The organism is Streptococcus sp. 2022WUSS037 (assembly GCF_044427225.1).
GTDB lineage: Bacteria > Bacillota > Bacilli > Lactobacillales > Streptococcaceae > Streptococcus.
The window spans coordinates 128,928-150,553 of record NZ_JAOTGJ010000002.1 but is presented as its reverse complement, the minus strand read 5'-3'; the positions used below and the strand labels follow the sequence as shown (position 1 = coordinate 150,553).

Here is a 21,626-nt window from a genome sequence, read left to right as displayed (position 1 = left end):
TTTGTGTAAACTTTTCCTTAGAATTCTAATCGTAATATAATTTCATCTTCATCGTATTCGCCAGTTTCAACAAAGCCAAGCGATTGATACAAGGTTTTGGCTGGGTTGTTTTGGGATAAAATGCAAAGCTGAACAGCTGAAAATTTTCTTTCTGAGCGGAATGTTTCCAGTAACTGTGTCATGGCCTGACGCCCCAAACCTTGTCGCTGATAGGTGGCATCAATAAAGAATTCAGATATGAGATAAGCTTGACCATCAGGATAATCATGATATAACACCAAGCCAACCGGACAATCTTGCTGGTAAATCAAATAAGCTTGGCTATCAAACATCCGATAAGCAAAGGCACGTGCCAAAGTCGTCACCTTATCCGCAACAAACTCAGCCTGGTCAGGAGAAACTGATAAAGGAATTCGCCAATTCTCTGGGTTGATAGGAATAAAATCAAGCATAAGAACCATCCTTTCGTATTTATTTGTATAAAAATTTTTTTGGTTATCTACTATTACCCACATACATACATCTTTCCGAAAAACTATAATTTTCTTGAAACTTATATAAGGTTATGCTATACTACTCATATAGCTAAAAATCAGGAGAAAATGATGAGACGCGAGTTATTATTGGAAAAAATTGATCAACTGAAGGAAATTATGCCTTGGTATGTTCTGGAATATTATCAGTCAAAATTGGCTGTGCCTTACAGTTTTACGACCTTGTACGAATACTTGAAAGAATACCGTCGTTTTTTTGAGTGGTTACAGGATTCAGATTTGGTCGCTGTTGAACGGATTGCTGACATTCCGCTGGATGTTCTGGAGCATCTGACCAAGAAAGATATGGAGGCATTTATTCTATATCTGCGAGAGCGTCCCTTGCTGAACGCCAATACCACGCAGAATGGTGTGTCGCAGACCACCATTAACCGTACCCTCTCGGCCCTATCTAGTCTCTTCAAGTATTTAACCGAAGAAGTGGAAAATGAGCAGGGCGAGCCCTACTTCTACCGCAATGTCATGAAGAAGGTGTCCACCAAGAAGAAGAAGGAAACTTTGGCAGCGCGGGCAGAGAACATCAAGCAAAAGCTCTTTTTGGGCAATGAAACGATGGAGTTCTTGGACTATGTCGATAAAGAATACCAGGTAAAGTTATCCAAACGTGCCCTCTCCTCCTTCCAGAAAAATAAGGAGCGGGATTTGGCGATTCTGGCACTTCTCTTGGCTTCTGGCGTCCGTCTGTCAGAAGCGGTTAATTTGGACCTTCGAGATGTAAACCTCAATATGATGATGATCGAAGTAACCCGTAAGGGTGGTAAACGGGACTCGGTCAATGTAGCTGGGTTTGCTAAGCCCTATCTGGAAGCCTATATGAGCATTCGTCAGCAACGCTACAAGGCTGAAAAAACGGATACAGCCTTCTTCTTATCCGAATACCGCGGTCTGCCCAATCGTATCGACGCTTCTTCTATTGAAAAAATGGTGGCTAAGTACTCTGCGGACTTCAAGATACGTGTGACACCCCACAAACTCCGTCACACGCTGGCAACACGGCTCTACGACGCCACCAAGTCACAAGTTCTGGTCAGTCATCAGCTGGGCCACGCCAATACTCAGGTCACTGACCTCTACACCCATATCGTCAACGATGAGCAGAAAAATGCACTGGATCAGTTGTGATGTTGCGTAAATTTAATTATGTAAATAAAATATTAAAAGAGCTGGAATCAAATCCAACTCCACTACTAAAAGTTTGTGTCAACATCTCAGCGCAGTGGTTGATTGGCTTTAACAGTCTAGGAGACTGTTAAAGGTGGGAGATAAGATTTGCTTCGCAAATCTCAGCACTTCGTGTTTCACACTCCAAATCCGACCTATACGACTGAAGCGAACAGAGTTCGCCTTATTTCCAACCTCCAACAGTCACTACTCTGACTGTTGGAGCTGTGCGGGGGTGGGAGTAGAATAGTCCGGTGGACTATTTTAGCCCTAACCTACTGTTTGGAAGTGAGGGGAACTTTTTTTATTTGTCGAGTTCTTCCCCACTCCCACTCCTTTTTCTACTAAATCTAAATCAATTCTTTCAATTTGTCCTGATTGACAGCTGGGTACTGGTCCAAAAAGGTTGAGAGTGTACGCAGAACAGCAGGTATATGTCCAGCCTGGTCATTCTCCACCTGCAAGACCAAGAGTGGCTCGTGGAGGCTCATACGGAGCAAGAGCCAGCCGTCACCATAAGGTTCGGTCAGGTCAAACCGCACTCCTTCTTCGTTTTCTGGGTTAAAAGCAAAGCCTTCGAGGCTGGTTTGACGGAGGTCAGCAATGACCTGTTCACCCAGTGCGCGATAATCTTCTGCTTCTAGTTTGAACCGCACTTCTTGGGTTTCAAGAGGTTGTTTGAGCTGGGCAATCAAGTCGTCCAAGGATTTACCTTCCGCTTGTAGTTTTGGTAAGAGCATGAGAATCTTAGCCGCCACATAGGTTCCGTCATCAAGAAAGTAATTTTCCTTAAAGGCAGCGTGTCCAGAGGTTTCGATAGCCAACTGGCAATCAACTCCCTCTTGGTTGGCTAAAATAGCACGGTTGATGACATTACGGTAGCCTGAAATATAGCGAATTTGTTTGCCGCCCAGGCTTTCAATAAAGACTTTCAGGTGTTCAGTCGTTGGAGAATTGGTCACAATGCTGGTTCCTGGGTGTTCCGCCAAGGTAATCTGGCTGAGGACGGCAATCAGGTTGTTACGATTGAGAATTTCTCCTGACTTGGTGACCAGGGCGGCACGGTCAACGTCGGTATCAAAGATAATACCAAGATCTGCCCCTTGCTTCAAGACAGCCTGACGAATGCTTTCCATGGCTTCCTTGTTATCTGGGTTTGGAACATGGTTTGGGAAGGTTCCGTCTGGGTCTAGGAATTGTGAACCTGTGGTATCTGCTCCCAATTCTGCCAAAACTTTCTCAGCAAAAAATCCGCCTGCACCGTTTCCAGCATCGACGATAATGTTGAGATTGGCAAGTGGTTTTTCTTGTCCGTCACAGGCTGAGCGAATTTTGCCTACGAGGTCTTGAGAATAAGGTGTCATCAGGTCTGCGGTGGTCACACTTCCAAGGGAAGAAGCTGGCAAGTATTCACTATGCGAGAGGATGAAGTCAATATCCTCGTGCTCTGCTCCGCCATTTTCAGAAAAAATCTTAATGCCGTTGAAGTAATAAGGCAGGTGGCTGGCAGTGATCATGACACCAGCGTGGCACTTGAACTGCGGGTACTGGGTGCTCATGAAGAGGGCTGGCGTGGTGGCCATGCCAAAGTCAATCAGCTGAACCCCCAGACGAACGGCTTCTTCTGTAAAGGCTGAAACCAAATCTGGACCGCTGAGACGGCTATCTCGACCGATACCGATGGTCAATTGGCCTTTTTGATAGGTCTGCGCTAGTTCTGGCTTCTGAGTTAGCCAATGAATAAGTCCGCGAACTACTTCCTTGGTGGCTTGTGGAGTGAGATTGACAGCATATTCGTCTGTAGCGATAGCAATACCGCGAATATCCGATCCGTTTTGTAGTACGTGATGATGTGACATAGTGCCCTCCTAATTCAATCTATGTCAAGTATATCATAATCTAAAGCGGTTTCAAAGTGAAAAAAGCACAGTTTTTACTGTACTTTAGTGATGCTTACAGTGGTCCCAACATCCAGTTGACTTTCCACGGAAATAGCTAGTTCCAACTGATTCAAGACCCGCTTGGTCAGATACAATCCAAATCCTGTCGCTTTTTGGTGTTCACGGCCATTAAAACCTGTAAAACCTTCGTCAAACAGGCGTGGAATATCTTCTGTCAGAATCCCAATTCCCGTATCGGAAATGGAAATTCCCTCATTCAGTTCAATGGCTACCTTACCACCTGTCTTATTGTACTTGAGGGCGTTGTCGATGATCTGTGATAGGGCAAAACTGAGCCACTTTCTGTCGGTTTTCAGTAGCCAATTTCCATTGATAGTCACTGAAATGTCTTTTTGCAAGAACTGATTGCGGTATTTTTTGACCAAATCAACAACCACTTCCCTCACTTCTACCTGCTCAAATCGAAAATCACTGGCATGGTTGGTCAGTTTGAGGTAATTGAGGAGATTTGCCATATAATTGTCCAAGCGTAAGAGCTGGTGATTGACATCCTGCTGCTTGAGATTATCAGTCTGACTCATTAAAGACAGGGCAGCCAGAGGCACTTTCATCTGGTGGGACCACATTTTGACTATGGCTTGCAGGTCCTCTTCCCGCGACTTATAGTCCAAGAGCTGCTCCCGCGTCACCTCTTTCTCAGCTTCAATCAAGTTGAGATAGGCAAGGTCCACAGGCTTATTCAGCAGGGGCAGAGCTTCTTCATGGACATAGTCTTCCAAGGCTCTCATGCGGTTGCGAAACTTCCAGAAAAGCCCTACAGTCAGAAGGATTAAGAGGGTTAGGGACAATAGCAGAGCGTTTTGCAGGAATTCGGTGGGCAGTTTGTAAAGTAAAAAGAGCAAGATAAAACTACCAGCCAAGACCAGATAGGCAAAATAAAAACTACGGTATTCTCGGATAAATTTTGCTATCATTTGACCAGATACCCCACGCCACGAACAGTATGAATACGGTCAAAACCAACCTCACTCACCTTCTTACGCAGACGGGTCATGTTGACATTGAGGGTGTTCTGATCGATAAATTCTTCATTTTCCCAGAGTTTTTCCAAGAGTTCTTCTTTGCTGACAATCTGTCCTTGTCGTTCTAGTAAGGTGGATAAAATCTTGGTTTCTGTAGGAGACAATTGAACCTGTTCCGATTCGCTTGAAAAACGCCCGTCCAGACTAAGCTGGAATTGGTCGATAGACAAGTCAGTTGATTTGCTGAATTGATTGACCCGACGCAGGAAGGCACCGATTTTGGCATCTAAAATTCCCAGTGAAAAAGGCTTGGACACAAAATCATCGCCACCCATATTCATAGCCATGACTGCATTCATCTCGTCATCGCTAGAAGAGATAAAGATAATGGGCATGGTCATGGTTTTACGGATCTCTGTCGTCCAATAAAAGCCGTTGTAATAGGGTAGGCTAATATCCATCAGCACCAAGTCTGGTTTGATTTCAGCAACTTCCTGACTGACAGCTCGGAAATTCTGCACACTTTCTACCTGATAAGATTTGCCCAAATGTTGCTTCAAGAGTTGGACAATCATCTCATCATCTTCAACAATATAAATCTTCTCTTTTTTCATCATTTTCATTCTGTAAAAGCCAGGACACAGGTCTTGGCTTTCTATTTATATATTTCTTTCCGATGCCCGACTTCAAGGGCAGTTACAATCAATTTGTCATCTTCGATGCTGACGATAACCCTGTAATTTCCGATACGATACCGCCATTGGCCAGAACGATTGGCCGTCAAGGCTTTACCGTACTGTCTGGGATTGTCGCAACCGTCAATATGCTTGTAGAGATACCGTAAAATCAAACTCGAAGCCGTTTTATCCATCTTTCGAATTTGCTTTTGAGCCTTAGCAGACAAAATAACCTTATAACTCAATGCCCAACTCCTCAGCCATTTGTTCTAATGTTATCGGCTCAATGCCGTTTGCCAAGTCTTCTTGGTATTCTGCCCAAGCAAGGTCTGCCACGCGGGCATCATACTCATCTTCAAGGGCTTCAAGGGTTTTAGTCCGAATGAGTTCCGACAAACTCACACCTTCAAACTTTGCCATAGCCTGCATAAATAGCTTGTCCTGCTCAGAAACTTTCAATGTAATAGCTGCCATTTTCTCACCTCTTCTAGTATTTCTTTGGTATTACCATTGTAACACCATTTACCTGAAAAAGCAAGAAATCTCGCATAAGCGAGACTTCTGCTATCGTTCAATAATACGATAATAGGTTCGGCTGGTCCACTTGTAAATGACAAAGTAGATCAAGGCAACTGCAAGTAATGTAATACCACTAACCGTGTAAATCATGCTAGAAGAAACCACACCGAACATCATCAACATTTGTTTAAGCATAACAAGTGCAACGACAAAGTGCAGGGTCGCCATAGCCAGAGGCATAAAGAAGACCAAAAGCGTTTGAGAGTTGATGGTTTTCTTAACAGCCTGCTGGCTCATACCCACTTCCTGTAAAATCTTGTAGGATTTCTTGTCCTCATGACCTTCTGAATACTGTTTGTAGTAGATAATCAAGGCCGCACCCAGCAAGAAACTAATGCCCAACAAGAAACCTGTGAAGAGAAATCCGCCTGTGAAACCCATGAGCATATTGTTGAAATCTGTGCGTTGCATGACGTATCCAATAAATTCTCCATTAGCATCGCTGATATTATAGGCATCGCCTGCTTGCTCACCAAGAGTGGCCACTTCCTCATTGGTCATGTCGGTAAAGACACGGTAGTCCAGACTAACCTGATAGCCTTGCGGATTATTTGACTCATAGTAACTGCGAATGGTTTCCAAGACACTATCATCACTGACCACCATGACGGCAGCATTGAGCGTATTGGTGATGTCTGGGAAAATAGCTGTATCAAGATTGGCTACGTTCTCAAAGCTACTATCACCCAAAGTGACTTTCTCTAGCAAAGGCTTTTCACTCGGACGCATAAAGGCAACTTGATTGGCAGCCAGTTCTGGCAAGTCATTGCCCAACTTTCTGAAATCTTCTTGGGTGATGAAGTAGGTAAAGGCCATCTTACTAAAGTCTGGATTGGCAATGGTTTCTGGACTGATGACAATCTCCTTGCCACCATCATAGACCAAACCAGCTTGATAGGTCAGATAAGATAAGCTGTCATTGGCTTTTTCTGGAAAATGGCTGAGCACCGATTGCTGATAGGCACTTTCACCCTGACTTCTATTCGCAACGTGATAGGTAATGGATGTTTCCTTTGGATAAAGTCCACTGGTCATATTGGCCATGCCTGTATAGAGGGAAGTCGTTGTCGCAATGGTCACAAAGGCCATAACCGCAAGCAATGTGATATTGGCCAAACCTGTTGCGTGTTGCTTCATCCGAAAAATCATCTGCGATGTAGTAATGAAATGCTCTGGCGTGTAGAAATAGCCTTTGTTTTTCCGCCGAGCCTTCAAATACCAAGTCATAAAGCTGATGTAGAACAAGTAGGTCCCCGCAATGACAAAGAGCACAGCGATAAAGAAACGATAGATGACGGCAACTCCTGCAGATTGAGAAGAAAGTGACAGGTAGTAGCCAACACCTAGGCTAAGGACAGCAAGTGCTGCCAAGAGAAGATTCCCACGTGGCTCCTTCTCCCCCTTCTCACTAGCTCGGAACAAAATCAGCGGACTGGTCTTGCCAATAGTCCGAATGGCCAGCAATTCCAAGATAAAGAATATCCCTGCAAAGAGAAAGGCAGTCAGGACAAATGCCAGAGGAGAAATGCTAAAGTGAAGGTCGCCGTAACTGGTCAAATTCACAAAAATCAAATAGAGAACATTTGAAAATACACCCGCTAATGCAGAGCCTAGCACAATGACCAAGAGGAAGATGAAAAACAACTCAATGCTGGCAACCAAGGCTACCTTCTTCTTGTTCATCCCCAGCATATTGTAGAGACCGAACTCTCTAGTCCGTTGTTGCATAAGGAAATTAAAGCTATATATTTCCATAATCAGCGAGAAAATGGTTAGAACGATAACCCCCAGCCCGATAGACACGGCACCTGTTCCCATAGTTTTCATGACTGGACTGAGCATGAGCAAGAACATAGAACAAATCAAGGTAAAGAGGACCAGACTGGCTAAAACAAAAGGAGCAAACACACCCATGGATTTTCGGATATTTTGCCCAGCAAGTTTGAGGTAAAACATCTACTCACCCCCTAAAAGTGCAGACATATTGAGCGAAATCTCCTTGGCAAAGTCCTGATTGCTCTTACCTGCCTTGTACAATTGGTGGAAAATCCGACCATCCTTGATAAAGAGGACGCGTTTGGCATGGCTGGCTGCGTTGGCTGAGTGGGTTACCATGAGAATGGTTTGTCCATCTAAGTTGATGTCTTCAAACAAATTCAGCAAGTCTTCCGAATTGCGGTAATCTAGGGCAGCTGTCGGTTCGTCCGCTAGGACAATCTGTGGCTGGGTAATCAAACTACGGGCAATGGCCACGCGCTGCTTTTGTCCACCAGATAGTTCAAAAGGACGTTTTTTCAGCAAATCTTGAATCCGCAGTTTTGGCGCCAAAACTTTCAAACGTTTTTCCATTTCCTCATGGCTGGTACGGGCCAATACCAGAGGTAAAAAGATATTGTCTTGGATGGACAGGGTGTCCAAGAGATTAAAATCTTGGAAGACAAAGCCTAGGTTACGCAAACGAAAATCCGCCAGCTTGCTTTCCTTGATTTTCGTAATATCCTGATTGTTTAAGATAACAGAACCCCTCGTCGGCTTATCAAGGGTTGCTAGAATGTTGAGCAAAGTCGTCTTACCTGAACCACTTTCACCCATAATGGCGATAAACTCGCCCTCCTCTACCTTAAAATCCACATCTTGCAAAGCACGAGTTTCCTCTTTTGAAAAGCGCGTGCGGTAAACTTTTTCTAAATGATTGATTTCTAATAGCATAATAATGATACCTAATTTCTTATTCATTGTCTAAATCAACTTGGTCAAGAACTTCTTGATAGTTGATACGGTCTGATTCAGCAATATTATCTTCTAAATCCACCTTATAATAACCATCCTGGACACCGATGGCCCATTCCTTGCTGGAGGTTATATAGAGATTATTCAAGGACACTGTTTTTTTCACTGAACCCTCTTCTTTGACAACAGGCCATTCCATAAACTTGACTTCTGTTCCTCGAATATTATCTTCGGCAACTGCTACTTTGCTAACGGCATAGTCTTTTCCCTTGTAATGGAAAGTTTGATAACCCTCATCAAAGCTAAGACCTGCTGAAGAGGAAGAACAAGCGGTTAGCATTATACTGCCCAAAGCCAGCATGCCAAATACTTTCTTTTTCATAGTTTCCTCCCTCTAGTATGCCATAAATCGCATACTTTGCAAATTATGGGATAATTCCTCTAAAAATTCTGCTTGTTCCATGAGTTCAGCCTTTTCTTTTTCTGAGAATACCTTTTCTTCGATTCTCTTTGCTTGTAAAAATTTGAATGACATATGATTTCCTTCTTTCTATTTCTTATGAGTCTATTATAGAAAATATTCCTCCTGCACTCTCTTACAGTTCTGACTAAGAAACTTACAAGATTGTAAGGAAAGAAAAAAGACACCATTTCTGGCATCTTTCAATCTAGTCTATTTTGTCTCCCCAATAAAGGCAATCATATCGTCTAATTCTTCCTTGCTCTCAGTCACAAGGAGATAAGCATCATTCCCTTGCAGTTCAGCAAAGGCATCTGGCATGCGTTTGACGGTCTTAATCTTGCCGGCAAATCGTTGATGAATGTCATCTGCTGAGTGAACATATTCGGTCGTATCTCGGCGAGTTGCTACCAAGCAGTATTGAGGTTCAAATCTACGCTCTTCAACTGTTCCACCTGTCACTACATTGGCATAATCACGGAAAAGATCAATCGAATGCGCATAGTTGTAAGCTTCTACAGTGAAGCCACCTGCCATACGATTGTTGTATTCAATCGCGATGTAGTCTTTGCCGTTCTTGAAAAATTCAATATGGAAGAAACGCTCTTTCATACCAAAAGCTTTGATAATCGCTCGACCATATTTTACTAGTTTTGGATCCAGTTCTTTCTCGATGAAGTAAGCATTGTCCTTTCTAGACAACATCAGTTCCAGAGGAGTATGAACATAGGTCAAACCTGTTTCGAAAACAACATTTCCCTTGCTGTCCACCAATCCATCATAGGTTGTAATAATGCTTGAATTGACAAATTTCTCAAAGAAATAAGCAGTTTGACCATCCCAGGCTTCTTTAAAGGTTTCTAGGTCAGCTTTCTTTGTGAGTTTAAAGGTACCTGATGCTCCAACACCGTTGTCAGGCTTGGCAATCATTGGGAAACCAATTGTTTTCACGGCCTTTTCAATATCTTTCTCTGTTTTGACAACCATACCTGGAACCACAGGAACCCCTGCTTTAGAGAAATATTTCTTCATTTCAGACTTGAATTTTGTCTTTTTAAGATGACTTGGCTTTGCTCCAAAAATATTAAATTGTTCACGGAGAGCCGCATCATTTTCAAGCCAATGCTCATTGTGGGATTCTACACGGTCAATAGGGCCGTGCTTGTAAATTAAGAAAGCAGCTGCACGCTTGACCTCGTCAATATTTTCCAAATCATTGACACGGAAATATTCTGTAAGAGCATTACGAAGTTCTTCAGGCAATTGATCGTACGGTTCTTGTCCGATACCTAGAACCGTAACGCCTTCTTTTTTAGCCAATTCAATGGTGAATGGTTGAAAATTTTCTGGATAAAAAGGTGAAATAACGAGATAATTCATAGGTAGTCCTTTCTAGCTTAAAGTCCGATAGAATGAAGGAAGAATGGCATTTGCTTTCTCCACCACACCCAGTCGTGGGCCACATCTGTTCCCCATGTATCAAACCATGCTGGGATATTTTTTTCTTCAAATGCACGTTTAAGGTTGAAGAATGAATCCAATCCATCCTGTTCCCAATCGCCCAAACCTGTGCAGACGATAATGTCAGCTTGACGATATTTGTCAATAAACCAGCCGTCGTTTTGGTTCCAGATGTAGTCAGATGGTGAGTTTTGATAAACAGCATCGTCATTGCCATAGTCTTGATTGTTGTTGAAGAAACGAGCATCATAGACACCTGAAAGGGCGATGACTTTTGTGAAAACATCCGGATGTTGGAGGAAGAAGTTTAAGGCATGGTAGGCCCCCATTGAGCAACCAGTCGTCATCATGCCATCGAACCAACCAGTTTTATGTTTGATAAATGGAATCGCTTCTTCAATCACATAGCGCTCATAAGCGCGGTGAGCCTCAGCCTTATCATGAATGGATTTCCAGTCTGCCAACCAGCTTTCACTATCGTAACTCGTTAAGGTGAAAAATTGAACATGACCTGCCTCGATAGAGCCACGACAAGCTTCAATCATCCCAAAATCCGCATACTCATTGTAAGAACCGCCTGATGAGGCAAAGACAACAACAGGAATCCCAGCGTGACCATAACGATTTAGATTCATTTCTCGGCCAAGATTTCCAGACCAATGACTTAAAAATTCAACGTGCATAGTAAAGCCTCCTATTTAAATATTTTTGTTTTATGACCAATGTTCGCTTAGGAATCGTAAGCAAGCTGGCAAATAAATCGCCCAAGCCTCTTCATTATGAACCGCACCTGAAACGACTTCCAAGGCGATATTGTCCAAATTCACCCCACCAGCAATCAATTGGCGATAGTAAGTCAGTGAAGACTTGATATAGGCCTGTTTGATATTACCTGCCATGAGCGTTTTATCTGTATCATCCGCCTCTTCAGTTCCAACATAGATGTAGACCCGTTGGTCCTTGTCTAAGTTTTGACGTTCAATATAACGGTCAAACGCTTCTTGATGGAGCCAGTTGGCTGATGAGAAAACTCCAAGACAACCGATTTGGTCTTGGTAGGCCAATCCCATAAATTGTGTGATGTTGCCTCCTAAAGATGAACCAATCATAGCTGTGTGGGCCTTGTCAGACTTGGTGCGATAGGTCTGGTCTATAAAAGGCTTCACCACATCCATGACAAATTCGGCATACAAGGTTCCCTTACCTCCGAACTGAATGCCTGGGATTCCCATTTCACTAAACTTCCAAGCAGCATATTCATGCATCCGTTCAGCACCATCATTGTCAATCGCTACGATAATCATCTTGGCAATATCAGGATTTCGCTTAACAGTTGGAATGACCTTCCATGAATGCCCAGAAAAAGCTTCTTTACTGTATAAAACGTTTTGACCATCATGGAAGTAGACAACTGGATAGGTCGTTTCCGTATTTTCTTCGTACCCTTTTGGCAATAAGACACGGACACGACGCTTTCGACCAGTGAATGGAACATCTAATTCATGGGTTTTCATATCCAAATAAAAATAGGACTTGTTCATATACATCTCTTTCTAAACAGTGTTTTTAGTATTATACCATATATTTTCTGAAATATTCAGAAAATTTAGTTATTTTATTACATTATTCTGATTTTCCGAACAATATCCTTACCATTTGAGACTATCTCGTCTTTAGTAAAACACAAAAGACACCCGAAGGTGTCTCAAAATTATTTCAACTTCTTATAAATTTCCGAGCGATGTCCTACATGAAGATTGAGGAGTACCAGTTCTCCATCATCAACCACAGCAATAATGCGATAGTTTCCAATACGAAAGCGGACATAGCCAGCTAAATCGCCCGTCAGATACTTTCCAGGAGAACGTGGAAAATCCACATCCACCAGATGCTTATCAATCCACCTAGCAATCTGCCGACTAGTTCCCTTATCGAGCTTGTCCATATCTTCGAAGAAACTAGGGGCATAGTCCACACGATACTTAGCCATAGCGCTTCATCATTTCTTCGTGACTATAAGTTTTCTTATCGCTGTCAGCCCACTCTTTGTAGGTTTTTTCTGCCTTTACCAGATCGTACATATCTTCTAATTTTTCTAAAACTGCTTCCCGAATGAAGTCCGTCTTGGTCATGTGCTGACCAGCAGACACTTCCTCGATTAACTGGACCAAATCTTCGTCAAAGCGCACCGCAATCGGTTTTGATAAGGTTGGCATTTCTATCACCTCTCCATGTTTACTATGTAAACATTATAGTCTGAAATAGGAAAAATGTCAATCAACTTTCCAGACAACACAAAAGACACCCGAAGGTGTCTGATGATAGTCTAAATATCTTAGTAAGCCAAAAACTCTTCCAAGTCCTTGAGGGAACGCTCTGCTATTGCTTCATAACGCTCCTTCTTATCGCGGATCCGCGGTCCGTCCAGCTCCTTGATGATACCAAAGTTGACATTCATAGGCTGGAAGTGCTTGCTTTCGGTGTGGGTGATGTAGAATGGCAGGGCTCCGATGGCTGTGGTCTGCGGGAAGATGACTGGGTCTTCGCCACGGAAGCGGCGAACAGCGTTGATACCAGCCACTAAGCCAGAGGCAGCAGACTCGACATAGCCTTCAACTCCTGTCATTTGACCTGCAAAGAAAAGATTTGGATTTTTCTTGGTCGCAAAGGTCTGTTCCAATAAGTTTGGCGAATCCATGTAGGAATTGCGGTGCATGACTCCGTAGCGGACAAATTCAGCATTTTCAAGTCCTGGAATCATCTGGAAGACACGCTTCTGCTCACCCCACTTTAGATGGGTTTGGAAGCCGACAATGTTGTAAAGGCTACCTGCTGCATTGTCCTGACGGAGTTGCACAACTGCGTACGGAGTCTTGTACTCGCCATCACGAGGTCCCTTGTAGTCTTCTGGGTATTCCAGACCAACTGGCTTCATTGGGCCATAGAGCATGGTTTTGATGCCACGTTTGGCCATAACTTCAATGGGCATACATCCTTCAAAGTATTTTTCTTTTTCAAAGGAGTTGAGCGGTGCTTCCTCGGCTGAAATCAAGGCCTCATAGAAAGCGGTGAACTGCTCCTTGTTCATCGGAGCATTGAGATAGGCAGCCTCTCCCTTATCATAACGGGACTTAAGATAAACCAAGTCCATGTTAATGGTCGAGCTGTCCACGATCGGTGCTGCCGCATCGTAGAAGTAAAAACCGTCGCCACCATTAAGCGCGTGAATCTTCTCCGCCAAGGCGTCAGACGTCAAAGGTCCCGTCGCGATAACTGTAATCGCATCTTCAGGAATCTCTGTAATCTCGCCACGAATGACCTCAATCAGCGGGTGGTTGTAAATCTCATCTGTAACCGCTTGGGAGAAATTCTCACGGTCCATGGCCATGGCGCCACCAGCAGGCACTCGGTGAGCCTCACCAGCACGCATGATAATAGAATCCAAACGACGCATTTCTTCCTTGAGCAGACCGACAGCGTTGGTCAAACTATCGCCACGGAAAGAGTTGGAACAGACCAACTCAGCAAACTTGTCGGTCTTGTGCTGAGGAGTCGGTTTGACACCCCGCATCTCGTAAAGTTTGACAGGAATGCCACGCTTGGCAATCTGATAAGCAGCTTCTGAGCCAGCCAAGCCAGCTCCGATAACATTAATGTGGGTTTGAGACATGAAACTAATACCTCTAGCCAGAAGACTGGCTACTGTTTGGGAATGACCCAAAACAGAACCTTTCTAAATTTTTTAACCCATCTAGTATATCAAAAAATGGCTGGAAAAGACAAAAACTACTCTCATTAGGATGAAAGTAGTTATTTAAATTGCATAAAATAATTTATGTAAATATATTCTTGTTTATTCAGTGACTAATTCCGCTATATCGTCAATAACATCGAATTCCCAACCCATATCTCGAAACTCTTGAATATCGGCTTGTGAATATGGGAAAGTATTTAGCAAAACTGCTTTCATGCCAAATTCTTGGGCGATAGCAATATCAGTTGTTAAATCATTACCGATGATGACTGTTTCATTTACATCCAAGTTATTTTCCTCCATTACTAGTTTTAGAAATGCAGGATCTGGCTTTTTCACCCGGTAGTCTGAGGAAAGATAAACTTGATCCATCAATTCAAAACAGCCAGAAGATTCTATTTCTACTTGCGTAATAATACGTTGAGCATTTGATAAAATAAACAAATTCGCACCATTTTCTTTTAAACGATGTAAACTGTCGATTGTATGTTCAAATGTTTCAAATTTTTGTCGCGATAGAACTCGGAAGACAGTCGCAACTAATTGACCAAAAGTTGCTGTATCTTTAGGTACATTCTCAGTTTGTACTTTTTGAGGTGCTTCGGTCAATAATCGAACAAAAATCTGTTCTAGATCAATTTCGATAAAATCATGTTCGGCAATCTTCAGTAGTTCTTCTTCTGCTTCCTCAACAAATCTTAGATAGGTTGTTTTTAGCTGTCTTGGACCATAGTAGCAACCAAAGGAATTATAAATTTGAGTTAATTGGTCCCATAGTTCGAGTTTGTTCTCATCTGTTTCAATGTCAACCAGGGTACCATAAAAATCAAAAATATAATTTTTGTAACTTTTCATATCTTTCTCCTAATCTTTAGACAACATTTTTATCTATTATACCCCGCAGCGAAAACGTTTGCAATACCAATAAATAAAAAACTTACCACTTTTAAAGTGATAAGCTCTTTATTTTGCTTGGAAACTCTATTATTTAAGAGTAACAATTGCACAACCTGTTAAATGTGCAGTATCAAGGGGTTTGAGTTCTTAATTTGAAGTTTGGCAGGAATTTTGGCATAAAATTGAATCCAACCCTGCACTTTTAATATTTTGTGTGATTTCTTCAGAAACTGTTTTATCTAAAGCATTAAACCAATGACTATATGTGTTCAAAGTTGTTGATTTATCAGCATGCCCCATTCGTCTTGCTACATATAAAATATCTTTTTTCAAAACATTTATTAGATAAGAAGCATGACTATGTCTAAGACCTTTCCCTGTTATAACAGGCACTCCTACTTGCTGCGCTTTACGTTTGATGATACGACAAATAGTTGATTTACAAAAAGGATCTCCAAATCTTGAAATGATAAAATCTGTATCTTGATTTGCAAACTGATTTTTTCGCCAAACTTGAAGCACTTCAATAGTTATATCATCCAATTCAATAAGTCGTTCACCTGCTGGAGTCTTTGTTTGGTCTTTACGATACCAATTTCCATTTTCATCTTTCTCCAAGGTTGTATGTACCTTTAGAAATTTTTTATCAAAATCAATATCCTCCCAACATAAAGATAAACCTTCACTCACTCGTACACCTGTCATATAATATAACCAGATGGCAGTAAATCGTTGTAATTCTTCATAATCATGTAAGTCAAATGATTTGATAAATGTCTGAAACTCCGCATAGGTCCAAAATGGAGTTTTTGGATGCTTACCTCTAGGATTATCTAATGCTTTACAAGGCATATCTGAAATATAGCCAAGTCTTTCTGCATAACCCATACAAGCTTTAAACCTTGACCATAAATTTTTCGCATAGTTTTCAGAATAATTTTCTATGATATGCAATCTAAAAGCCTCGCAATCTCTAGGAGTTATTGCTTTTAATGGCTTTGAACCAAAATATTGAATAAAAAGTTTATGATGAGGAAGAGCCGTCTTATATGTCACAGACTGAACTTTTTGCTTATATGCTTTTAAATAAATTGTGTTCATATAGTTTTCAAAAGTCATATTGTAATTTTCTAAACTGACTTTGTTGGCAAATTCATATTTTATACGAACTAATTCGTCATATGCTTCTTTCATCGTTTCAAAAGTTTTACCATATTGATTTTTTCTAGCTTTCTTTTGTACCCTTTTGCCAGTTACTGGGTCGATTCCAAGATCAATCTGATAAAATATCTTTCCCTTATTATCACAATAAACACCTTTGTATTTTTTACTACTTTTTGTTGCCATTTGGATTCTCACTTTCTAAATGTTATTTAGATAGTGGAATCCCTATTAATTGTTCCACAATTTCTGCTGGTGCGATACCTAGTCTTCGATTGTCAAAGGGCGATTTACTTAATTGTACCGCATTATTGTCAACTTTGCGAGCTTCTTCAAACTTTTTTACAGCAATTCTTTTAGCTTCACGAATAATGTCTCTAGAGGTATGTTCAGGAAATCCTAAGTTCATTAAATCTTTATATGTAGCAGTTCTCATACACTTTCCTCCTTCAAATCACTAAGTTTTTTTACACGCTAGATGGGATTTGAATGGTTAGTTCAATCATAGGAATTTCACCCGCTGTCCTTTTACGATGGCAGCCTGAACGTTCAAAAGTATCATTATCATTATTTGTGTCATGGCAGATAGGTTACCATCCTATTTTTGAATAAATGATTTTCGCTCATTTCCTGGCGCATTATATTCTATTGCTCAACAAATAAATAAAGTCCCACCCAGAATTATTCAATTGTCAATGAACAAATCAGGAGGGACTATTTTTTATTTTTTAGGCGGTAGGGTGTGTCTGTAAGTCCAAGTAAATAATCCGTACTCACTTGATATAATTCTGAGATTTTTATCAAGAAATCAACAGGAATCTGACGTTTGCCAGACTCAATCTTAGAATAAGCTGACTGACTACATGATAAATATCGTGCAAGATACTCTTGCGAATAATCACAATCCTCTCTCAGATCCCTAATGCGCCTATACATTCGTTCACTCCTAAGAAAATTATAGTCAAGTTCTGAACGAATCTTAGTTTTTATTCCAAATTGGCATAAGTTTTTGATATAGACATTACTATTTCATATTTACTAATTAAGCCATATCTCCATAATCCAAATCACAATAAGAGAAAAATCATTTTGAACAATAATTTCATACACTCGTCAAAAATAATATTATTTTAATAGCACCCTATCTAATATATTCAAATGTGAATAAATCAGGTATGAGTGCTAATTGTTGAGATTTTGAAATAATTTTTATCAATATACTTACTTTCTGAACTTCATAGTATTCAAAATTACGATATCCAAGACTAGGTACAGTCACTATTTTTTATCGGAATGATTAATTTAACCATAGCCCCATTTTTCTTATTTTGGAGTTGTATATCACCAGAATGAATGCTCATTACTTGTTTTACAAATGCCAAACCTATTCCAAAATGTTCAAACTGTGAATTTCTACTAGTATCTTCTCGATAAAATAATTTTCCAAAATTTTCTAAAACATCGTCCGAAAATTTGGAACCATTATTCCAAATACTTAAGGAAATACTACTATCTTCTAACTCCAAGATAACTCTGATTTTCTTTTTAACATCATCTGCATAAGCTATTGCATTATTGACAATATTTGATACTGAACGGATAATTAAATCTAAATCTAATTCAATATTACAGTCTCGCCCTATCTTAGTTTCATATTTGTAATCTATGCTATCTCCAATAAGGTATGCACACTCTTGTTCCAGTATTTTTGATAAATTACTGATACTATACTGATGAAAGGAAATCTGATTAGAGTAAAAAGTTTTAGAGTAATTAATCAACTGATTAAAATAGTTATCTAATTGGTTGCTTGCTCTTTCAATGTCCCTAAGACACTGGACATCAATACCAGATAAAGGTGCAAATTGCAACAATTCCGAGTTTCCTTTGATTACAGTCAAAGGCGTTTTTAAGTCATGTGCCATCGCTGAAACCTTAAAGAGAATATCCTCCTTTTGGTCTTTCTCTACCTGAATCATATTTTTTATTCTTTGCTGCATTAGTTCAATATGTTTGTTAGTTTCTATGAATTCGAGAATCGTTAATTTAGATGATGTGTTTACTGAGGTCAGCCACATACTACCATGATAGACAATCTCCATTTCTTGCTTTACTCGTTTCAACAAGGCTTTAATATTAACAGAAACTATAATAATCAAAGATATACAAATATAAACCCATGAAAAAACATTAAAGAATATTCCTAACAAATCACTAGCGATTGACTGAGTTTCTGAATGAATATCAATAGAAATAGTCGATATGGGGAAAATATATGCTACAATCACACTCAAACAAAATTGTTTAATAATCGTCCACTGCGTTTTTTTGACCAAAGTCTTAAAATCTAGTTTTCGTTCCAACTATATCCGCCTCCCCACTGTGTCTTGATTGGATTAATTGAAAAGGGTTTTAATTTTGACCGAATTTGATAAATATACTCAGCAATAGAACGAAATTGTGCCTCTGACTCCGACGGGTATATTCTTTCATAGAGTTCCTCTACGGAATATACTCTCTTCGGGTTGCTTGCTAAAGTATACAAAATTGTAAATTCTCGCTTTGTCAATGATATGATCTCTTCTTCAATCAAGATTTCTTGCTTGCTGGCATTAATTATCATTTTCTTTGTGCATATCTCTTTATTATTTTTACGATTTCTCTCCTCCCTTTGGATATGCATTCTAACGCGAGCAACTAATTCTGTAATACTAAATGGTTTTTTTATATAATCGTCCGCACCAGCCTTTACCCCTCTAGCCAAATCGCTATCCAATTGCTTGGCTGTTACAAAAATTATCGGTACATCAATTTGTTCTCGAATGGATTTACAAATTTCTAAACCATCAATAGACATCATAATATCTAGTAAAATTAAATCAAAGCCAACAAATGAACAAATATCTATGTTACCTACTTCTTTCCTTGTCGTAACTTCAAACTCTGAGCGTTCTAAAGAATTCTTTATCAAACGAAGAATACTTTCATCGTCATCAATCGCTAATATTTGATATATTTTTTTTTCTTTCATAATTAAATAATATCACAAAATACAAAATTTTTATCGTACTATTCTCTTCCTAAACAGCAAAATAGAGAAAGACAACAGCAAAATCCCCCATAAAAATTGAATTGCAATACCTATTGTAGAAGGTAGATAAGGTTGATTTTCAGTCGTAAAAAATGAATTCATGGTAGAGATAATCGGGAAGTAGAGAAAGGCATCGCTGAATTGCAGAAGCATTTGGCCTAACCCCAACAAGAAAGACAAGGATATCCCCATTGGAACAACTATACTCCTTGTTATAAGAACTAAACTAAAACATATTAATATTAAACCAATTGATACCAGCATTATTCTTACTGCAATGGTATAAATAAATCCGGGAATTAATAGACTATAAAAAATATATACCACAAAAATAGTACAGACGGTAACTAGACTCCAAACTAATACAGATATTGATAATATAACTATTAATTTTATAAAAAAGAATTTCCATCGTATTGGGTTAGCTAATAAACTGCTTCTTAAAGTTGAATCGTTAAATTCTTGCCCTATAAATAGTATTGTAATAATAATAATCCCAGCTTGTCCAAGATAGAAGCTTTCTAAGATTTGTGTTAAAGCATAATTCTCGGTTATATAACTTGGAGTTTCATGTAAAAAAATAACAAATAAAGGTACTAAAATTATAGTTGCTAGTACAGTCAATAATAGCCATTTATTATAAATGAACTTTAAATACTCACTTCTAAAAGAATTCATCTAACATTACCTACATCTTCCTTCAAAAATTTGTAATATGCAAAGCTACTAATTACTAGCACCCAAATACTCAGAAATAAAACACTGCGTCCTGGTGTTGTGATTTTCAAAGGAGACGTTGCAATTAAATCTTGCCCTAAAGATACTGGTAAATACTTGGCTAGCTGAATTCTGTCAGCAAGAAAACTACCTAAATTATAGACTTGTGGTAGTAAAAATAATAATGCTCCAAGTGAAGATTTAAAATAAAAAGCAATTGAATAGGATAATACCGTTAGTAGCGACCACGACAGTGATCCCAATAATATAAAATACCACACATTCTTATTCAGTAACAAAGGGTTCAACCCCTCTCTTCCTAAACCAAACTGTGCACTTACAATAGATAAATAGATTGAGACAAATGACACAACAAAAATAAATACACATGTAACAATAAATTTTATTACAAAGAATACAACCTTATTTGAACATAATAGCAAGCTGGTACGTAAAGAACTATTTTTATATTCCATATTTCCAAGAATTGCTCCTAAAATTATCATAGCAAACAAGCCCAATAGTATTGCATCAAAACCAATATACTCAATTGGAGGTATTGGTTCTGCTAAACTACTATTAGTTTCGGGTGTTGCATTCAATCCAACTGTTAAAATTTGTTTGGAACTGATATAAGACAATAACGGCTGAAGAATAAAAACAATTGGTAAAACTATTTGGGTTGATCTGCTATAAAAAATTTTATATAGCTCTGACAAAATATTATAGCTTTTTATACTACTCATCATAGTCACCCCCTGTTAAATGAAAGAAAACATCTTCTAGATTATCAAATCCGTTCATTATATTATTAAGTGTACCCGAAGCTATGATGCTTCCTTTATTAATAAAAACAACCTTATCAGTTACCGCCTCTACTTCTGAAAGTATATGTGATGATAACAATACTGTCTTACCAGCACTTGCTTGTTCTCTAATAAAATTTCTAAACCATCTAATTCCACTAGGATCTAGACCATTTGTAGGTTCATCTAAAATCAGGTACTGAGGTTTTCCCAACAGCGCTGTTGCAATACCTAACCTCTGCCCCTCTCCTAATGAAAGGTTTCCTATTTTTGAATATCTTTTATGTTCAATATCAGTAATGGATAATACCTCTGATATTCTGGATAAATCTATTCCATTACTAGCAGCAGCAATTTTCAAATGTTGAAAAACTGTTCGATCATTGGGAGCCCCCACACCATCGAAAGAAGCTCCTACAGTTAAAAGAGGACGTTCAAAATCACAATATTTCTTACCTCCTATTAAAGCAGTGCCTGAAGATGGCCTATCCAGACCCAAAAGTATTCGTAACGTCGAACTTTTTCCAGCACCATTCGGTCCCAAAAAGGCAGTGACTTCCCCCTCTTCAGCTGTAAAGGATACATTCTTTAATATATCTCCATCTTTATAAGTTTTTGTTACATCTCTTATTTCAATCTTATTTGTCATAATACG

General features: G+C 39.7%; 26 protein-coding genes. 1 reads left to right on the top strand and 25 read right to left on the bottom strand.

All coding sequences use genetic code 11. The features are described 5' to 3' along the window. Positions 1–17: 17 nt before the first annotated feature. The gene (locus ODU55_RS02145) at positions 18–452 is read right to left on the bottom strand and encodes a GNAT family N-acetyltransferase (protein ID WP_398581696.1); all 435 of its coding nucleotides are present in this window, start codon (positions 450–452) and stop codon (positions 18–20) included. Between the two features lie 153 nt (positions 453–605). Here ODU55_RS02145 and xerS point away from each other — a divergent pair, with 153 nt between their 5' ends. After that, positions 606–1,676, top strand: a complete 1,071-nt coding sequence (xerS, locus tag ODU55_RS02140) for a tyrosine recombinase XerS (protein ID WP_398581695.1) — start codon at positions 606–608, stop codon at positions 1,674–1,676. A 389-nt stretch (positions 1,677–2,065) separates the two neighbouring features. Here the strand turns inward: xerS and ODU55_RS02135 are convergent, their stop codons facing one another. The 24 genes from ODU55_RS02135 to ODU55_RS02020 form a co-directional block, all read right to left on the bottom strand. Continuing rightward, entirely contained in the window at positions 2,066–3,574 is a 1,509-nt protein-coding gene (locus ODU55_RS02135) for a phosphomannomutase/phosphoglucomutase (RefSeq protein WP_398581694.1), read from the bottom strand. 74 nt (positions 3,575–3,648) lie between these two features. Then, positions 3,649–4,590 carry a sensor histidine kinase gene (locus ODU55_RS02130; RefSeq protein ID WP_398581693.1) on the bottom strand — a complete coding sequence of 314 codons (942 nt, stop codon included), beginning with the start codon at positions 4,588–4,590 and terminating at the stop codon, positions 3,649–3,651. Continuing rightward, on the bottom strand, positions 4,587–5,255 hold the full coding sequence (locus ODU55_RS02125) for a response regulator transcription factor (RefSeq protein ID WP_024385222.1): 669 nt from the start codon (positions 5,253–5,255) through the stop codon (positions 4,587–4,589). Before ODU55_RS02125 ends, ODU55_RS02130 begins: the two co-directional genes overlap by 4 nt. Positions 5,256–5,293: 38 nt before the next feature. Further along, positions 5,294–5,560, bottom strand: a complete 267-nt coding sequence (locus ODU55_RS02120) for a type II toxin-antitoxin system RelE/ParE family toxin (RefSeq protein WP_398581692.1) — start codon at positions 5,558–5,560, stop codon at positions 5,294–5,296. Next, the gene (gene relB / locus ODU55_RS02115) at positions 5,550–5,789 is read right to left on the bottom strand and encodes a type II toxin-antitoxin system RelB family antitoxin (RefSeq protein WP_024411326.1); all 240 of its coding nucleotides are present in this window, start codon (positions 5,787–5,789) and stop codon (positions 5,550–5,552) included. The genes ODU55_RS02120 and relB (ODU55_RS02115) overlap by 11 nt, the downstream gene beginning before the upstream one ends. Positions 5,790–5,879: 90 nt before the next feature. Further along, positions 5,880–7,850, bottom strand: a complete 1,971-nt coding sequence (locus tag ODU55_RS02110; protein ID WP_398581691.1) for an FtsX-like permease family protein — start codon at positions 7,848–7,850, stop codon at positions 5,880–5,882. Beyond that, positions 7,851–8,603 carry an ABC transporter ATP-binding protein gene (locus tag ODU55_RS02105; RefSeq protein WP_024407069.1) on the bottom strand — a complete coding sequence of 251 codons (753 nt, stop codon included), beginning with the start codon at positions 8,601–8,603 and terminating at the stop codon, positions 7,851–7,853. It abuts the gene before it with no gap. Between the two features lie 19 nt (positions 8,604–8,622). After that, entirely contained in the window at positions 8,623–9,006 is a 384-nt protein-coding gene (locus ODU55_RS02100) for a NisI/SpaI family lantibiotic immunity lipoprotein (protein WP_398581690.1), read from the bottom strand. 12 nt (positions 9,007–9,018) lie between these two features. Further along, the gene (locus ODU55_RS02095) at positions 9,019–9,159 is read right to left on the bottom strand and encodes a hypothetical protein (protein WP_222289737.1); all 141 of its coding nucleotides are present in this window, start codon (positions 9,157–9,159) and stop codon (positions 9,019–9,021) included. Between the two features lie 138 nt (positions 9,160–9,297). Beyond that, positions 9,298–10,464, bottom strand: coding sequence for an acetyl-CoA carboxylase biotin carboxylase subunit family protein (locus ODU55_RS02090; protein ID WP_398581688.1), 1,167 nt, complete (start codon positions 10,462–10,464; stop codon positions 9,298–9,300). A gap of 17 nt (positions 10,465–10,481) precedes the next feature. Continuing rightward, positions 10,482–11,228, bottom strand: coding sequence for an esterase family protein (locus ODU55_RS02085; protein ID WP_029187266.1), 747 nt, complete (start codon positions 11,226–11,228; stop codon positions 10,482–10,484). 30 nt (positions 11,229–11,258) lie between these two features. Beyond that, the gene (locus ODU55_RS02080) at positions 11,259–12,086 is read right to left on the bottom strand and encodes an alpha/beta hydrolase (protein WP_398581687.1); all 828 of its coding nucleotides are present in this window, start codon (positions 12,084–12,086) and stop codon (positions 11,259–11,261) included. A gap of 170 nt (positions 12,087–12,256) precedes the next feature. Beyond that, positions 12,257–12,535: a type II toxin-antitoxin system RelE/ParE family toxin gene (locus ODU55_RS02075; RefSeq protein ID WP_029187268.1), complete on the bottom strand. Its 279-nt coding sequence runs from the start codon at positions 12,533–12,535 to the stop codon at positions 12,257–12,259. Beyond that, on the bottom strand, positions 12,528–12,761 hold the full coding sequence (gene relB / locus ODU55_RS02070; protein WP_029187269.1) for a type II toxin-antitoxin system RelB family antitoxin: 234 nt from the start codon (positions 12,759–12,761) through the stop codon (positions 12,528–12,530). Before relB (ODU55_RS02070) ends, ODU55_RS02075 begins: the two co-directional genes overlap by 8 nt. A gap of 119 nt (positions 12,762–12,880) precedes the next feature. After that, the gene (trmFO, locus tag ODU55_RS02065; protein WP_398581686.1) at positions 12,881–14,215 is read right to left on the bottom strand and encodes a methylenetetrahydrofolate--tRNA-(uracil(54)-C(5))-methyltransferase (FADH(2)-oxidizing) TrmFO; all 1,335 of its coding nucleotides are present in this window, start codon (positions 14,213–14,215) and stop codon (positions 12,881–12,883) included. Between the two features lie 183 nt (positions 14,216–14,398). Continuing rightward, positions 14,399–15,154 carry an HAD family hydrolase gene (locus ODU55_RS02060; protein ID WP_398581685.1) on the bottom strand — a complete coding sequence of 252 codons (756 nt, stop codon included), beginning with the start codon at positions 15,152–15,154 and terminating at the stop codon, positions 14,399–14,401. A 189-nt stretch (positions 15,155–15,343) separates the two neighbouring features. Continuing rightward, entirely contained in the window at positions 15,344–16,543 is a 1,200-nt protein-coding gene (locus ODU55_RS02055; RefSeq protein WP_012775621.1) for a site-specific integrase, read from the bottom strand. Between the two features lie 22 nt (positions 16,544–16,565). Continuing rightward, positions 16,566–16,793 carry a DUF3173 family protein gene (locus tag ODU55_RS02050; protein ID WP_012775620.1) on the bottom strand — a complete coding sequence of 76 codons (228 nt, stop codon included), beginning with the start codon at positions 16,791–16,793 and terminating at the stop codon, positions 16,566–16,568. Positions 16,794–17,071: 278 nt separating this feature from the next. Further along, on the bottom strand, positions 17,072–17,293 hold the full coding sequence (locus ODU55_RS02045) for a helix-turn-helix domain-containing protein (RefSeq protein WP_011922422.1): 222 nt from the start codon (positions 17,291–17,293) through the stop codon (positions 17,072–17,074). A 329-nt stretch (positions 17,294–17,622) separates the two neighbouring features. Continuing rightward, positions 17,623–18,720 (bottom strand): sensor histidine kinase KdpD, encoded by a 1,098-nt coding sequence (locus tag ODU55_RS02040; RefSeq protein ID WP_012775619.1) that lies wholly within the window; start codon positions 18,718–18,720, stop codon positions 17,623–17,625. Then, positions 18,705–19,388, bottom strand: a complete 684-nt coding sequence (locus tag ODU55_RS02035; protein ID WP_012775618.1) for a response regulator transcription factor — start codon at positions 19,386–19,388, stop codon at positions 18,705–18,707. Before ODU55_RS02035 ends, ODU55_RS02040 begins: the two co-directional genes overlap by 16 nt. Positions 19,389–19,418: 30 nt before the next feature. Beyond that, positions 19,419–20,126 carry an ABC transporter permease gene (locus tag ODU55_RS02030; protein ID WP_012775617.1) on the bottom strand — a complete coding sequence of 236 codons (708 nt, stop codon included), beginning with the start codon at positions 20,124–20,126 and terminating at the stop codon, positions 19,419–19,421. Beyond that, positions 20,123–20,914, bottom strand: coding sequence for an ABC transporter permease (locus ODU55_RS02025; protein WP_043029019.1), 792 nt, complete (start codon positions 20,912–20,914; stop codon positions 20,123–20,125). Before ODU55_RS02025 ends, ODU55_RS02030 begins: the two co-directional genes overlap by 4 nt. After that, positions 20,904–21,620 (bottom strand): ABC transporter ATP-binding protein, encoded by a 717-nt coding sequence (locus ODU55_RS02020; protein WP_011922427.1) that lies wholly within the window; start codon positions 21,618–21,620, stop codon positions 20,904–20,906. Before ODU55_RS02020 ends, ODU55_RS02025 begins: the two co-directional genes overlap by 11 nt. Between the last annotated feature and the right edge of the window lie 6 nt (positions 21,621–21,626).